This is a genomic window from Antrihabitans stalactiti (assembly GCF_012932915.1).
Lineage (GTDB): Bacteria > Actinomycetota > Actinomycetes > Mycobacteriales > Mycobacteriaceae > Antrihabitans > Antrihabitans stalactiti.
This window is the reverse complement of sequence record NZ_VCQU01000011.1, coordinates 1-14,474: the sequence shown is the minus strand read 5'-3', so window position 1 is coordinate 14,474 and position 14,474 is coordinate 1. Positions and strand designations below refer to the sequence as shown.

17 protein-coding genes are annotated in these 14,474 nt (G+C 64.1%); 7 read left to right on the top strand and 10 right to left on the bottom strand.

Annotated elements, in window-relative coordinates:
• Positions 1-80: 80 nt before the first annotated feature.
• The gene (locus tag FGL95_RS25790) at positions 81-1,169 is read left to right on the top strand and encodes a type IV toxin-antitoxin system AbiEi family antitoxin domain-containing protein (protein ID WP_240963310.1); all 1,089 of its coding nucleotides are present in this window, start codon (positions 81-83) and stop codon (positions 1,167-1,169) included.
• Here FGL95_RS25790 and FGL95_RS25785 read toward each other — a convergent pair.
• Together FGL95_RS25785 and FGL95_RS25780 are read right to left on the bottom strand one after the other, a co-directional pair.
• On the bottom strand, positions 1,111-2,427 hold the full coding sequence (locus FGL95_RS25785) for a class I SAM-dependent methyltransferase (protein WP_169592760.1): 1,317 nt from the start codon (positions 2,425-2,427) through the stop codon (positions 1,111-1,113). The genes FGL95_RS25790 and FGL95_RS25785 overlap by 59 nt on opposite strands.
• Positions 2,424-3,797, bottom strand: coding sequence for an FAD-binding oxidoreductase (locus FGL95_RS25780; RefSeq protein WP_206072333.1), 1,374 nt, complete (start codon positions 3,795-3,797; stop codon positions 2,424-2,426). Before FGL95_RS25780 ends, FGL95_RS25785 begins: the two co-directional genes overlap by 4 nt.
• A 203-nt stretch (positions 3,798-4,000) precedes the next feature.
• Here FGL95_RS25780 and FGL95_RS25775 point away from each other — a divergent pair, with 203 nt between their 5' ends.
• Entirely contained in the window at positions 4,001-4,435 is a 435-nt protein-coding gene (locus FGL95_RS25775; RefSeq protein WP_169592755.1) for an SRPBCC family protein, read from the top strand.
• A gap of 56 nt (positions 4,436-4,491) precedes the next feature.
• On the opposite strand, the gene FGL95_RS25770 is transcribed toward FGL95_RS25775, so the two are convergent.
• From FGL95_RS25770 to FGL95_RS25760, 3 genes are read right to left on the bottom strand one after another with little or no spacing between them, the layout of a single operon-like run.
• The gene (locus FGL95_RS25770) at positions 4,492-4,845 is read right to left on the bottom strand and encodes a VOC family protein (protein ID WP_169592753.1); all 354 of its coding nucleotides are present in this window, start codon (positions 4,843-4,845) and stop codon (positions 4,492-4,494) included.
• A gap of 30 nt (positions 4,846-4,875) precedes the next feature.
• Positions 4,876-5,676, bottom strand: coding sequence for a MerR family transcriptional regulator (locus tag FGL95_RS25765; protein ID WP_169592750.1), 801 nt, complete (start codon positions 5,674-5,676; stop codon positions 4,876-4,878).
• A gap of 45 nt (positions 5,677-5,721) precedes the next feature.
• Complete coding sequence (locus FGL95_RS25760; protein ID WP_169592747.1) at positions 5,722-6,288, bottom strand: hypothetical protein; 567 nt, start codon at positions 6,286-6,288, stop codon at positions 5,722-5,724.
• Positions 6,289-6,418: 130 nt separating this feature from the next.
• On the opposite strand from FGL95_RS25760, the gene FGL95_RS25755 reads away from it, so the two are divergent.
• Genes FGL95_RS25755 through FGL95_RS25745 form a run of 3 tightly spaced genes read left to right on the top strand, consistent with a single transcriptional unit; the run spans position 6,419 to position 8,207 of the window.
• The gene (locus FGL95_RS25755) at positions 6,419-6,760 is read left to right on the top strand and encodes a YbaB/EbfC family nucleoid-associated protein (protein ID WP_169592745.1); all 342 of its coding nucleotides are present in this window, start codon (positions 6,419-6,421) and stop codon (positions 6,758-6,760) included.
• Between the two features lie 8 nt (positions 6,761-6,768).
• The gene (gene recR / locus FGL95_RS25750; RefSeq protein WP_169592742.1) at positions 6,769-7,377 is read left to right on the top strand and encodes a recombination mediator RecR; all 609 of its coding nucleotides are present in this window, start codon (positions 6,769-6,771) and stop codon (positions 7,375-7,377) included.
• Positions 7,378-7,379: 2 nt separating this feature from the next.
• Positions 7,380-8,207 (top strand): SAM-dependent methyltransferase, encoded by an 828-nt coding sequence (locus FGL95_RS25745; protein ID WP_169592739.1) that lies wholly within the window; start codon positions 7,380-7,382, stop codon positions 8,205-8,207.
• Here the strand turns inward: FGL95_RS25745 and FGL95_RS25740 are convergent, their stop codons facing one another.
• From FGL95_RS25740 to FGL95_RS25730, 3 genes are all read right to left on the bottom strand, one after another.
• Entirely contained in the window at positions 8,208-8,369 is a 162-nt protein-coding gene (locus FGL95_RS25740; protein WP_169592736.1) for a hypothetical protein, read from the bottom strand.
• A 146-nt stretch (positions 8,370-8,515) separates the two neighbouring features.
• On the bottom strand, positions 8,516-9,235 hold the full coding sequence (locus FGL95_RS25735) for a type 1 glutamine amidotransferase (protein WP_169592734.1): 720 nt from the start codon (positions 9,233-9,235) through the stop codon (positions 8,516-8,518).
• Positions 9,232-10,473 carry a Mur ligase family protein gene (locus FGL95_RS25730; RefSeq protein WP_169592731.1) on the bottom strand — a complete coding sequence of 414 codons (1,242 nt, stop codon included), beginning with the start codon at positions 10,471-10,473 and terminating at the stop codon, positions 9,232-9,234. The genes FGL95_RS25735 and FGL95_RS25730 overlap by 4 nt, the downstream gene beginning before the upstream one ends.
• Positions 10,474-10,613: 140 nt before the next feature.
• On the opposite strand from FGL95_RS25730, the gene FGL95_RS25725 reads away from it, so the two are divergent.
• Positions 10,614-10,979: a YrdB family protein gene (locus FGL95_RS25725; RefSeq protein WP_169592729.1), complete on the top strand. Its 366-nt coding sequence runs from the start codon at positions 10,614-10,616 to the stop codon at positions 10,977-10,979.
• Between the two features lie 7 nt (positions 10,980-10,986).
• Here the strand turns inward: FGL95_RS25725 and FGL95_RS25720 are convergent, their stop codons facing one another.
• Together FGL95_RS25720 and FGL95_RS25715 are read right to left on the bottom strand one after the other, a co-directional pair.
• Positions 10,987-12,429 (bottom strand): lipase maturation factor family protein, encoded by a 1,443-nt coding sequence (locus tag FGL95_RS25720; protein ID WP_169592726.1) that lies wholly within the window; start codon positions 12,427-12,429, stop codon positions 10,987-10,989.
• The gene (locus FGL95_RS25715; RefSeq protein WP_169592724.1) at positions 12,396-13,370 is read right to left on the bottom strand and encodes an EamA family transporter; all 975 of its coding nucleotides are present in this window, start codon (positions 13,368-13,370) and stop codon (positions 12,396-12,398) included. The genes FGL95_RS25720 and FGL95_RS25715 overlap by 34 nt, the downstream gene beginning before the upstream one ends.
• A gap of 72 nt (positions 13,371-13,442) precedes the next feature.
• Here FGL95_RS25715 and FGL95_RS25710 point away from each other — a divergent pair, with 72 nt between their 5' ends.
• Entirely contained in the window at positions 13,443-14,336 is an 894-nt protein-coding gene (locus FGL95_RS25710; RefSeq protein WP_169592722.1) for a LysR family transcriptional regulator, read from the top strand.
• The last annotated feature ends 138 nt before the right edge of the window (positions 14,337-14,474 follow it).

Below are 14,474 nucleotides of genomic sequence, written 5' to 3'. Positions count from 1 at the left end.
GCGATAGTTATCCACAGGGCGAGCTAAAAGCCCAGGTCGCGACAAATGGTCACCCACGCCCGTGGGTGACCATTTGTGTTATGACCTCACCCGCGCGCACAGACGACCTTCAGGTCCTGCTCGACGCCCAATACGGACTTGCCACGCAATCGCAGCTCGAGGGCTACGGCTACCCGCGATCACGAGTGCGCCACTTCGTCGACGCCGGTCAATGGACGGTCGTCCTTCGAGGCGTCTATTCGCTCACCTCCGGACCGCTCACCCGCCCGATGATCCTCATGGCCGCGCTGCTCTACGGTGGCGGCTCCGCGCTACTCAGCCACTGGACCGCCGGTGAGGAATGGCGGATGGTTCGACTCGACGAAAGCCAGCCGGTTCACATCACGGTTCCCTACGGCGAGTCAGCCAAATCCCAAGCGCCGACTCGGATTCGCCCGCCAGCCGGTGGCGACAAACCGGTGCCGTTGGTCGGTGCGGTCCGGCATCCGGGTGTTGTCGTGCACCGATCTCGAGCGCACGCCCACCTTGCGGTCGATGGGTTGTTCCCGCGAACGAGCAAGGCGGTCACAGCAATCGATCTCGCTGTCGGCGCGTCGTCGGCTCGCGCTGCACGACTCTCGCTGGTGTCGTCGGTGACGAATGCCGGCATCCGGCTGATCGATATCAGGCAGTGCCTCGACGTGCGCGAGCCGCGGCGCTACCGCAAGGCGCTCGACGACGCGGTGGCAGTACTCGCCGACGGTGTGCAGTCGGTGCTCGAGTACCACTACGCGATCGACGTCGAACAAGCACACGGTTTACCAACCGCCCGCCGGCAGGGACCGGTGAAGGTCGACGGGCGCACCCTTTTCGAGGATGTCGACTACTCGGACACCGGCGTGCCCCTCATCGTGCGCCTTGACGGTCGCGCGACCCACTCGATGCGTGAGGTAGCGTTCCGCGATCGGCGGCGCGACAATGCCGCTGAACTGGCGGACCGTCCGCGGCTCGTCTATGGCTTCGAGGAAGTCGGCGACGACCCGTGCGGTGTCGCGCGGGAGGTGGAAACTGTTCTGGTGCGGGAGGGTTGGCGCAGGGAACGGCTGAACCTCTGCGCTGGTTGTGAGTCTGTCAGGCCACCCACCACGGACGAAGGGGCAGGTCCGCCTCGCCCTTCGGTCCGAGCTTGACCGCAAGGACCTGATGCAGCTGGACCACATTGCGCTCGAAACCGAGGCGTGAACCAGCCATGTACAGGCCCCAGACGCGCGCAGTTCCTTCGCCGACCTCCGCGACGCACGCGTCCCAGTTGTCGACCAAGTTCTGGCACCACTCCTTCAAGGTGAGGGCGTAGTGCTCGCGGAGGTTCTCCTCGTGCCGGACCTCCAGGCCGATGTTCTGCATTTCGGTGATGATGCGCCCGGACCCGATAAGTTCGCCATCGGGGAAGACGTATCGGTCGATGAAGTCGCCGGCCTTGGACGAGCGCACGTTGTCTTTGCGAGTAATGCAGTGATTGAGCAGCAGGCCGCCGTCGCGCAGTTTGCTTTGCACGAACTTGAAGTACGACGGGTAGTTCTGCACGCCGATGTGTTCGGTGAGCCCGATGGACGAGACCGCGTCGAAGCCGGTTTCGGCGATGTCGCGGTAGTCGGAATGCCGGACTTCCGCGAGGTCACTCAACCCTTCCTCTGCGATAGCCTTCTGCGCCCACTCGGCTTGCTGCTGCGACAACGTCGCGCCGATTACGTGGACGCCGCGACGTGCGGCATACCGGACCATCGAGCCCCAGCCGCAGCCGATGTCGAGCAGCCGATCGCCTTCCTTGAGGCGCAGCTTGTCGAACACCAGCCGGTACTTGTTCTCCTGGGCTTCCTCCAGCGTCCAATCGGGCGCTTCGTAGGTGGCACACGTGTACGTCATCGACGGACCGAGGACGTGTTCGTAGAAGACGTTCGACACGTCGTAATGATGCGAAATAACCTCAGCGTCACGACCTTTGGAGTGCCGCAGTCCTTCCGCGATACGGCGCCAGCGGGGGAGTGTCTCCTGCGGCGGTGGGGCGATGGGGCGCAGGATATCCCAGCCGAGCGACCGGGTGATGTTCGCCAGCGTCATCGCCGACGGCCGCCGAAACTGAAGGTGATCTTCCATCACCTTCAACACCTCGTAGGGGTCGCCGGGGTGGACGCCGATGGGCTCGAGATCGCCCGATACGTAGGCGCGTGCCATGCCGAGATCGCCTGGCGCGGTCGCGAGGTAGGTGGTGCCACGCGGCGTCTTCAGGTGCAGGCCGAGGGGAGCATCGGCGCGCCCGGCCTCGCTGCCGTCGTACGCGGTGAAACGAAATGGGACGTCGCCGTCAGCGAGAATCTCGAAAATCTCTGCGATCGTCAGTTTGGGAGCGCTGTCTGCGCGGGTATCGATGAAATCTTTGAACGTCGTCACTTGCGTTGCACCGCCTTCGAATACAGATCCAACAACCGGGACTTGGGGTCGTAGCGTTTCTTGAGCTCCGTGTAGCGCTCGCCCCCGTACAGGCTGGCGAATTCCGCCGGATCGTAATACGCGTCGGAGTACAGGGATTTATGGCCATCCAACGCCGACACCTGCTTTTCGATCAACCGATTTGTTGCACCTTCTTCCTCGCCGGACCGAGTCGGAACGGACGACCAGAAGCCGATGTTGACGTAGGTGCGGTTCGGCTCGATGGGATACAGCGGCCATGGCCGATCGCCTCGAGAGGACTCGCGTAACCGCAACGGGCACAACCACACCGGCTCGATAGGGACTTCGCGGAGGAACCACTCCATGAAGTCGGCGGTGTGTTCGATCGGTACCTCGATGTCCTGGACGACTCGCTCACGCGGCGGATTGCCTTTCCGTTTTTCGAGTCGGTCCGCGATGTCGTAGCGATGATCGAGTGCAATGAGTTTCCAGTAGAAGCTGCTGCGCCGGTAGCGCTTCGGCCACAGGCGCCTGATCCGCGGGTTCTGCGTGCCGAAAGCTCGCGAGCACCAGAACCAGTCCGTATCCCACCGCCACAGGTAGTCGTCAATGGTGAGCCGGTCAGTCGTTCGCTGCTGAATCGAGCGGTAGTAGATGTCCATTCCGGTGTAATCACTGACCGGACCGGGCTCGTCGGTTTGTGTGCCCAGCGTCAGGTAGCTTTCGTCGGCTGCAAATACGACACCGTCGAGGTAGTCGACGCGCACACCTTCCCAACTGCGCTCGTTGATGATCCGATCCATCGTGGTTTCGAGTTCGCGCAAGTCTCCGAAGCGCAGATGGCGGAGCGCGACGAACGGCGGCACACGCTCGAGCGAGATCTTGAGCCGTGTCGAATAGCCAAGCGTGCCATACGAGTTGGGGAATCCGTAGAACAGATCTGCGTTCTCGGTCGGTGACGCGGTGATGACCTCACCGCTGCCGGTGAGCACGTCGATCTCCAAGAGCGATTCGTGCGGCAGTCCGTTGCGAAACGAGGTCGACTCGATTCCCAGGCCGGTCACCGCACCACCGAGGGTGATCGTTTTCAACTGTGGAACGACGTAGGGCACCAAGCCATACGGGAGCGTGGCCTCGACCAGTCGTTCGTAGGTACATACGCCGCCGACGTCGGCGGTCTGCGCCTCGGCGTCGATTGCGATGACCCCGCCCAGTCCGGAGACGTCGAGGCCCGGTGCGGTCGACTTTGCGCGTGCGCGAAAGAGATTGGATGTCTTCTTTGCCAGTCGTACTGTCGCATCGGCGGGAATGGCGTGATAACTGGCCAGCAGTCGGTCGACGGCCGAGCGGTGAGCGGCAAACCCCACCATGCCGGTCGTCGAGGAATCTTCGTTCAAAGAAACCACCACCCTTCGACGGTATCGCGACATCGTTCGCGCTGCTACCGATGGGTGCTCGATTGCGGTCGAACTTCACGTAGATGTATCCAGCGCGTCGATCTGACACCCGATCGGCGTCAATTCGTTGCGCAAGGCAGGATATGTGTGCAAACGGTATCGAGAGGAGCTTTCACGTGGGTCAGGTCAGCGCGAGCAGTTCGATTGCGGTCAGCGCGGCGCCGGAGGCGGTAGTCACAGCATTGTCGGACTACGAGACGGTTCGGCCACGAATCCTCCCCGAGCAGTACCGCGACTACCGCGTAGTCTCCGGTGGGCAGGGCGACGGGACAGTCGCCGAGTGGACCCTGCAGGCGACGTCGAAGCGGTCGCGCAACGTCAAGGCGACCGTCTCGGTTTCCGGCAACACCATCACCGAACGCGACGGCAACTCGTCGATGGTCACCCGTTGGACCGTTGTGCCGAGCGGCACAGGCTCCGAGGTCACCACGAAGACCGAATGGGTCGGCGCAGGCGGCATCGGCGGCTTCTTCGAGCGGACGTTCGCGCCCCGCGGTCTGGAGAAGATCCAGGCGCAGGTGCTCGCGAACTTGGTCAAAGAACTCGGCTAGCCCTCGTGAGTCTTTTTGGAGTCCAGAGACTCCTAAAAGACTCACAAGCGGTGGACCTACATCCCGCAGCCGATATCGAACAGGTTGCCCTCGGGGTCTGCGAGGGTCGCCCACTTGGTGCCATATTCGTCGTAGTCGGCGACGTGTTTCGCCCCGAGGCTGACGGCGCGGTCGATCTGTTCGGTCCAGTCCTTCGCGACGAAATCGATGTGGATCGTGTTCTTGCCGGGCGTCTTGTCCGGGACCTGGATGAACATCAGGACTGGTGATGCTCCGGCGGATCGGCCGACGGTGGCGAAGAACGGGTTTGCCTCGGGGTCGACCGGTCGGTCGAGCAGCGATGCCCAGAAGGCTGCGAGGGCGGCGGCGTCGTGGCAGTCGAACGTGATGTGTTCAAGTGATAGTGGCATGGCTGTGCTCTCCTTATCGAGGGGGTGTGGTCATGGCCGGATCGGCCAACAAACTTCGGTTCGGAAACTGTCGGGGTCGGCTGTGTGGTTCGGCCCGACCAGGTAGATCTCGCGAATCGGATCTTGTTCTGCGACATCGTGTTCCGCGACATAGGAGCCGAGCGCGCCGTAGGTCCGGTCGATGCTTTCGAAAGGGCCTGTGTGCGCGGCGACAGCGAAACGGCCCCGCGGAAGTTCGATCAGTTCGAGGTCCTGCGGCACGCGCGGCAAGCCCGCGACCGGTACATACGCGACGACCTCTCCAGCGTCCTCCTCGAAGAACTCCATCGAGTACGTGGCACCGCCGGGTCCGACCACGGTCGGTCCGGCTGCCTCGTACAAACGGGGAAAGACCTCGCCGCACCATTGTCCAACTGCGGGTCGTGCGACGTGGTCGCGAAATGCGAGGACCTGCACATGATCGAAGGTCCGGTACTCGACCGACAATGCCGCCACCCCCGGACCGAGCAGCGACCGTAGCGACGCCACGACCTCCTGGGTGCGGACCAGCTCGGCCTCCATGCGGTCGAGGTGTGCGCGAAGAATCGCGTTGCGCTTCTCGATGTCCGCGGCACCCAATACTTCGCGCACCTCGGGCAGCGGCATATCGAGATCACGTAAGCGCCGGATCAGCTGAGCGCTGTCGACCTGAGTCGTCGCGTAGCGCCGGTAGCCGGACACATCATCGATCGCGGCTGGAGTCAGCAGCCCGATGTCGTGGTAGTAGCGAAGGGTCTTCACACTTAGATGGCTGAGTCGCGCGAACTCGCCGATTCCTACGTCTGCCGTCATGCGTTAGAGCAAACACCCTCCAGTAACTGGAGGGTCAAGCCTGGCTCAGGCGAGGACGAAAGTCAGCAGCGTCATGTTGGTGAAGCCGAAGTTCCACCACGACAAGCCGTACCAGACGCCTGGTGTGACCTCACGGATCTCATCGAACAGCGGCGGAGTCGGCGACATCCGATAGTCGAGCACCCACGCAGGTTTGCCGTCGGAAATCGACGTCCCGCGGGAAATGTTGGCCAGCCACCCTTCGAGTGCGGCTGCGGTCAGCCTGTTCTGCAACATGCCGCCGTTGGTATCGGTGTAGAAGTTCTTTCCGGTCCAGATGCCCGGCGCCATACCCGCTGCATAGTTGGGTAGCACGACCCAGCCGTTCTTCGACCCCTGGGGTGTCGCACCTTGCGGAGCTGCCGCGTAGATCGCGGTCAGTTGCTCGGGGGAGCATCGCAAGCGCAGCGAATCGACGGTCATGGCCTTGTTGTCCGGATAGAGAATGCAGCCGCCGCCGTACGGAACGGGGTCGGCTGACGCACTCGTTGTGCCCAAGAGGGCCGTAAGCATCACGGACGCGCCGAATACAACGAGGAAGCGGCGGAGAATCTGTGCAGCTCGGGAGTTCATATCGGCCTTCGGGTTAGTGCGGTGCGCGCCCGACGTGGTCTGGTCGATCTTAGTCCAGCGCGGGCGACGGTCCAACTGTTGTGCGTGAGTCTAGGCTGACGGGTAGATCCCGCGACCGAGAGGATAGCTCGTGCAACCTGGTGGACAGCCCGATATGCAACAGATCTTGGCGCAAGCGCAGGCGATGCAGCAGCAGTTGATGGCAGCGCAGGCGAAGATCGCCGAGACCGAGGTAGTCGGTCAGGCTGGCGGTGGCTTGGTAACAGCGACCATCCGCGGCAGCGGCGAGATCGTCTCACTTGTGATCGATCCGAAGGTCGTCGATCCCGACGACATCGAGACCCTGCAGGACCTCGTCATCGGGGCTATTGCGGACGCATCGCGCCAGGTTCACGAAGTCACGGCCAGCACACTCGGTCCATTCGCTGGAGCTCTCGGCGGCGGTTCGCTGCCAGGTCTTCCCGACTTCTAAGGGGCTGTGTGTACGAAGGTCCAGTTCAGGATCTGATCGACGAACTCGGCAAGCTCCCCGGAATCGGTCCGAAGAGCGCACAGCGCATCGCCTTCCACCTGCTGTCGGTCGAGCCGCCCGAGATCGATCGGCTACAGGCGGCGTTGCAGCGGGTTCGCGACGGCGTCCAATTCTGCATTGTCTGCGGGACCGTGTCGGACAAGGAGATGTGCAGGATCTGCGCCGACCCACGACGTGACCGCACCATGATCTGCGTTGTCGAAGAGCCGAAAGATGTGCAGGCCGTCGAGCGCACGCGGGAGTTCCGCGGCCGCTACCACGTGTTGGGCGGCGCGCTGGATCCGCTCAGCGGCGTCGGTCCAGATCAGCTGCGGATCCGCCAATTGCTCACGCGCATCGCGAATCAGGACGACGGCATCGACGTCACCGAAGTCATCATCGCGACCGACCCGAACACCGAGGGGGAGGCAACCGCCACGTATCTGGTCCGGATGTTGCGCGACTTCCACGGACTTTCGGTCACCCGGCTGGCCTCTGGACTTCCGATGGGTGGCGACCTCGAGTTCGCCGACGAACTGACTCTCGGCCGCGCGATGTCCGGCCGTCGCGCAATGTAGCGATGTCAGGTGCCGAGGCTCTACCGCCCGTCAGCAAAACCGCTGTCGGTGTTGCGATCGTCCGCGCCGACGAAAGCCGCCGTCCCGACAAGCTTTTCGACGACCCTTACGCGCAGGCATTCGTCGACGCCGCGCCAGGTGCGCTCAACCCGTTGGAGACGGTCCGGGATCAGAAGGTCGTGGCGAAGATCGTGTTCCACATCGCGATCCGGACCAAGTTCTTCGACGACTATTTCGCCCGCGCGGTAGCCGACGGCTGTCGGCAAATCGTCGTCGTCGCGGCCGGCTTGGATACGCGGGCGTTCCGTCTGCAGTGGCCGTCCGACGTCACGGTCTTCGAGGTCGACCTGCCCGAGGTCTTTGCCTTCAAGGAAGCAGTGCTGGAACGGGTCGGCGCGGTTCCTGCGTGCGATCGTCGCGTCGTCGCCGTCGATCTGCGGACCGACTGGCTGTCCAGATTGCGGTCCGCAGGCCACGACACCACAGCCCCGACCGCGTGGCTCGCCGAAGGGCTGCTCGTCTACCTCTCAGCCGCCGAATCCGAGGCATTGCTCAGTGCCATTACGAGCGCGTCCGCGCCAGGCAGCCGGTTTGCCTTCGAGTCGGGGTTCATCGAGGCCGTCCAGGCAGACCGTGCCGCAACCGCGGGTTCGTCGTTCAGTGCGGTGACCTCGTTGTGGGCTGGTGGGCTCGACGACAACGAAGGGCAGTGGCTATCGGAGCACGGCTGGTCGACGCAATTCCATCAGCAGAGTCGCCTTGCCGCTGACTACGGTCGGCCGATCTCGCGCGAGCGTCCGGGCGGATTCACCGAAGCCACGCGGGACTGATCAGACGGCGATCGCCTGCGCTCCGAGGCAGCTGCACCCGCCCGCGACGTCGTAGCAGTCGATGACGAAGCCGTGGCGGTCCGTATCGAAGTCGACGCAATCGGGGTCCGTGCATTCGACGTGCTTGCTCAAATGGGTGATCAGTGTGCCGGTGCAATCCATGGCTGACTTCTTCTCAGTTGCCGATCCGTGGTTCCGTACTACCACCGCGCATAGCGATTCTGTGGGACCTCGACCAGGCGTGTCGCCCATACCCTCGTGAGTCTTTTCGGAGTCCAGGGACTCCAAAAAGACTCACAAGCAGGACGTTAACGGCGGCCGGCAGCCAGCCGTTCCTTGCGTAATTGATCGACGTCGGGCAGGTCGAGCGGTGGAAGCTCGTCGACGCCGAGGGCGCGTTTCAGCAGCAGATCCGCGAGTTCGGGATTGCGGGCCAACGCCGGACCGTGCATGTACGTCCCGATCACGGAGCCCTGGACGACGCCTTCGCGACCATCGCCGACGCCGTTGCCGACACCGTGCGTCACGCGGGCGAGGCCCTGCGCCGACGACCCCACGGACGTCCCGCCGCGGTGGTTTTCGAACCCGGTCAGGGGAGCGGTCAAGCCGTCGATGGTCGGGATGGTCAGCACCTCGCCGATGGACCGCTTCTCCTGCGGCGACGTGGTGCAATCCAGCATGGCGACGCCGTCGACCTTCTCGCCGTTCGACGTCTCGTACCAGTGACCGAGCACCTGGATTGCAGCGCAGATCGCGAGGACCGGAGCACCGCGGTCCGCCGCTTCTTGGAGACCTGGGTAGCGCTGGAGGTGCCTGGTCGCGAGGCGTTGTGCGTAGTCCTCGGCGCCGCCGAGGGTGTAGACGTCGAGGGAATTGGGGACTGGATCGCTGAGCGTGATTTCGACGATCTCGGCGTCGTAGCCTCGCAGGCGCAGGCGTTGCCGCAGGATCAGCGCGTTTCCGCCGTCGCCGTAGGTGCCCATTACATCGGGCAGGACCAAGCCGATTCGGACTGTGGAGTCGCTCATGCCAGATCCTCCAATGCGCGATTGAGGTCGCGGAACGCCGTGTAGTTGGCGAGCACTTCCACGCGGCCGGGCGGGCATGAGGCGATCGCACGGACCGGGTCCGGGACGGTCGTGTGGTCGACGCCGGCGTAGGTGAGCCGGACGCCGAGGTCGGTCGCGCGTTCACCCGCTGCGACGACCTGGACGCCTTCGAAGTGCTCGAACCGCACGTCCCAGAGCCAAGAGAGGTCCTCGCCGTCGGGAACCTGACCGTTCACGGCAATGACCAGTCCGTCGACGGTGGGGTCGATCATCGACAAGGCTTCCTGCCAGCCTGCGGGGTTCTTCGCGAGAAGCATGCGCACGTTGTGCGATCCGACCTGGACCGTGCTGTACCGGCCCGCGACGTCCTTCACCGCGGCCGCGGCGGCGACAGCTTTTGCAGGGTCCGCGCCGAGAGTGACGGCGGCTGCGACCGCTTGCGCTGCGTTCCCGCGGTTCGCTTTCCCGGGCAGCGTGAGGCGCATCGGGATTTTGACGCCCTCAGGTCCGTAGAGGTTTTCGTCGTCCAGCCACCAATCTGGCGTCGGGCGTTCGAAGTCGGTCCCGGTGCTCTTCCAGTGGACGCCGTCCCACACGATCGGCTCGCCACTTCGCGGACAGCTGGTCGCGTCGACCGCCCACCCGCTGCCTGCGGCAACCCACACGACCTTCTTGTGGTCGTAGGCGGCGGATGCCATGAGGACGTCGTCGCAGTTGGCGATGACCGTCGCTTCGGGGTGGCGCGCGAGCCCTTCGCGCAGACGGCGCTCGATCATGTTGATTTCGCCGACCCGGTCGAGCTGGTCACGGCTGAGGTTGAGCAGGACGATCGCGGCCGGTTCGAGGGCGTCGCTGACATGCGGGACATGCAGCTCGTCGACCTCGATGGCGGCCAGTTGTGCAGTCTGATTGACGGTCAGGGCGGCGACGATTCCCGCGTCCATGTTCGCGCCGTCGGCCTGAGTGGCAACGTCGCCGATCGTGGCCAGCGCGGCTGCCGTCATGCGGGTGGTCGTCGATTTGCCGTTGGTTCCGGTGATGACGACGGTCCGTCGGCCGCGGCCCAGCTGCGTCATGATCGTTTTGTCGATCTTGAGCGCGATCAAGCCGCCGATCATCGATCCTTTGCCACGCCCGGCCTTCTGCGACGCCCACGAGGCGGCCTTCGCCGCGCGCAGGGCAGCTTTTCCGCGGCGGGTGATTCGCTTGTCACGCATCCCCAAAGGCTAGTGGGGCGCCTACTGCCCGTGCGCGCGTCTAGCCCCTATAGCGGCGAAATTCACTCACAGTTGCGCGCTGCCTCGGAAAGGAGCACACTGTTCACAACAGAGAGCACTGCTCACAATGAGGAGTTGGAATGTTCGAAGCTTGGCGTTGGGCGAACCTGACACTGGCATTCGCGTTGGAACTGGGCGCACTGGCCGCGATCGGACTGTGGGGCTGGAACGCGGGAAATTCCACCCTGCTCCGACTGGTCCTGGCGATCGGCCTGCCGATCGTGGCGGCAATCCTGTGGGGCGTGTACGCGGCGCCGAAGTCGACATTCGACGATCCATGGATGGCGATCGCGACGAAGGTTCTGGTCTTCGGTGCAGCGGCAGCGGCGTTGTGGTTCGTGGATTGGCGAGCAGGCGCAGTCGTGTTCGTGATTCTGGTGATCGCGAACCTGGCGGCGATCAAGGCCGGCGACTTGCAGGGAGTCGTGGCGGCCCCACAACTGTGAGTGAATTTCACCCCTGTGGGGGTGAGACGCGCGCACAGGGGGAGGGGAGGTAATCCTCGATATAGGTTCGGCTCCACCAGTTCCCCGTCTCACGGCGCTCTTGCGGAGTCGTGAACCGATACTCGTAGAGCAGGGCACGCACGAACATCGGCGGCTCGGTGGGGAAGGGGTTGGTGCGCAAGAGCTTCAAGGTCGCGGGATCGCCGTCGAGCAGCTTGCGCAACAGCGGGAACAACCAGGGTCGCGCGTAGATCGGTGAGATCGCGGCGAACCACATCAGCCAGTCCAGGCGCAGGTGGTACGGCGCGAATTGCCGGGGTCGGCGGCTCGGATCGCCTGGCTTGCCTTTGAATTCGTACTCGAGCCACTCGGCCTCGTCGAGCCGGTCGCGGGCCGACGTTCCTTCGAGCACGACCTCGAATCGGACCTTGGTCACCGTGCCGAAAGCGCCGTAGCTGTTCACCAGATGGAACGGGTCGAAGCTGTAGTTCATCAGCTGGTTGCGCGAAACCATGTTCCGCACAGGCCAATAGCTCAGGATGGCGACGCCGGCGGTCAAGCTCGCCACTGCAATCACCTGGGTGTCGGGCAGCGGGTCCAGCGCGGTCTGCGGCTCGACAGGCAACACCGCCGACCACCAGGTCCCGTCGACGACCGACAGCGCCAACACGATGGTCAGCACGTTGAGCCAGGAGAAGTTGCCGCTGAGCACGAGCCACAGCTGCGTGACGATGATGATCGCCGCGGCGGCACTCGCGATCGGCTGTGGTGCGAAGAGGCCGAAGGGAATGATCAACTGCGTGCAGTGGTTCGCCGCAACCTCGATGCGGTGCAACGGTTTCGGGAGGTTGTGGAAGAACCAGCTGAACGGTCCGGGCATGGGCTGAGTTTCGTGGTGGTAGTACAGGCAGGTCAGGTCGCGCCAGCAGGCGTCGCCGCGAATCTTGATCAGTCCGGCGCCGAACTCCAGCCGGAACAGGACCCAGCGCAGCAGGAACAACACGAGGACCGGCGGCGCCGAATCCGCGTTGCCGAGGAAGATAGCCAGAAAACCGACCTCGAGCAGCAGTGACTCCCAGCCGAACCCGTACCAGATCTGGCCGACGTTGACGATCGACAGATACAGCACCCACAGCAGCGTCCAGATCGCTGCGCCTGCCCAGGCGGGCACCCAGTCGGTCATGCCTACGATCACCGCACCCGACACTGCGACGCCGAACCATACCGCCGAGCCGAACAAGCGGTCCGAATAGCGGATGTGAAAGATGCTCGGCGCCTCACGAAACGTATTGCGCGCGAGGAATCGCGGAATGGGGGTGAGGCCGTTCTCGCCCATCAGCGCCTTGAATTGAAGGGCGGCGGAGATGAACGCGACGAGGTACACACAGGCAAGCGCTCGCTGAAAGACCAAGCGGCTCAACCAGTACCCGGGCTCCGTGAACCAATCCACGGCGATCCTTCCGTGAGCTCGGTGAGCTCATTCAGAATACTGGCGTCGCTCGCTTCAGACGGGGAAAACGTTGACGGCGAGGGAACAGCTGTGGCGGCCATCGCGCCCGCGATCACGACCACGCCGCCCGCCAACGACAGCGCGCTCGGCTGTTCGCCCAGCACCAGCCATGCCGCAGCGATCCCGACGACCGGCACCAGCAACGACAGCGGCGCGACGACGCCCGCGGGGTAGCGGGTCAGCAACAGCGTCCAAATGCCCGATCCCACAATGGTTCCCAGCAGCGCGATGTACGCGAGCCCAACCAGTCCCGGCGCGCCTGCCGAGTTGAACGACCCCGCGAGCGCCTTCCAACCCGTCGTCGGACCCTCGACCGCGGCAGAAAGCGCCAACATCGGGATGGGCGACACGACGGTCATCCACAACGTCAGGTGCAGCGGATTCGGTGGCTTCGCCAACCGTGAGCCGATGTTGCCGAACGCCCAACCCAGGCCTGCGAGCAGCGTCAGCAGTACCGGCAGGAGTGTGGCGTGCTGGGCTCGGTCCCAGCCGATGGCCACCATTCCGCAGATCGCGACCGCAATTCCGAGCACCTGCCGGGGATGGACCCGCTCGCGCAGGAACAGCACGCCAAGCACAACCGTGAACGGCGCCGACGATTGCAGCACCAACGACGCGAGTCCGGTCGGCATGCCCACCTTCATGGCGGTGAACAGGAATCCGAACTGCAGGACGCCGAACCCGGTCCCGTAGAGCAGCAACCACCGCACGGGCACGTTCGGACGCGGAACGAACGCAATGACCGGGACCGCGATCACAAGGAACCGCAACGCGGCGAAGAAGAACGGAGGATAGCGGTCGAGGCCTGCGCGGATTGCCAGAAAGTTCAGCCCCCACAGCACAACCACGGTCAAGCCAAGGAGTCGGTCGCGAGTGGTCATGGACCCATCGTGTGGCAGCCAGAACCATCAGCACAATCGAATAAATCTGGAGCAATAATGTAGTTTTCCTACATGGATGTCCACCGGTTGCGCGTGCTTCGCGAACTCGCGGACCGCACAACCGTCGCTGCGGTGGCGCAATCGATGTCCATGACGCCCTCGGCGGTATCGCAGCAATTGAAGATCCTGGCCAGGGAGGCCGGGGTCGCGTTGGTCGAGCCGGACGGGCGGAGGTTGCGCCTGACCGACGCGGGCAGGGCGCTGGTCATCCGCGCCGAAGATGTCATCGCCGCCCTGGACCGTGCGGCCGCCGAAATGGGCCGCTACCGGGGCTCCCCACACGGAACGGTCCGGGTGGCGTCGTTCCCTTCTGGCGCTGCCCTGCTGCTCCCGCATGTCCTGACCACGATGGTTGGCTCCGGCGTTGCCGTCGAAGCCAGCGACGAAGACTTGCCGCCGTCGCAGGTCCCAGCGTTGCTTGCCGACTACGACGTCGTGCTCACCCATCGTGACGAGCGTTCGCCGTCGGTCGCCTCCCCGCGTGTCGCTGCGCGAGTGCTGATGCGGGAGCCGATCGACGTCGTCATGGCGCCCGATCATCGATTGGCACAACGAGCGACGGTCGAACCCGACGACCTCGCCGACGAGTCATGGATCAGTGTCCGAGGTGGATTTCCGGTCGACGACGTCCTCCAGTCGGTCGCGACGGTCACCGGTGTCTATCCCCGAGTGGTTCAGCGGCTCAACGACTTCAACGTGATCGAGCATCTCGTCGCCGCTGGGCACGGCGTTGCGCTGATGCCGCGCCACGCGGTCCGGCATGCGGGGTTGGTCGTCATCCCGCTTGCCGGCGTGCGGGCCGCTCGCGTCTACGAGCTAGCGACGCGGCCGAATGTCGAGCAGCGACCGTCCGTTGCAGCGGTCCTCGATGCGTTCGAACAAGCTGCGGCCCCCTACGGGTCGTGAGTCTTTTAGGAGTCTCTGGACTCTGTGCTGTCTACATACATGTGGCACAGATATGTCTACATACATGCGGGACACATTCTAGGCCGCGAGGTGGAGTTGGCCTTGGTATCGCTTGGTCGGATCGAGCATCAGGTGGCC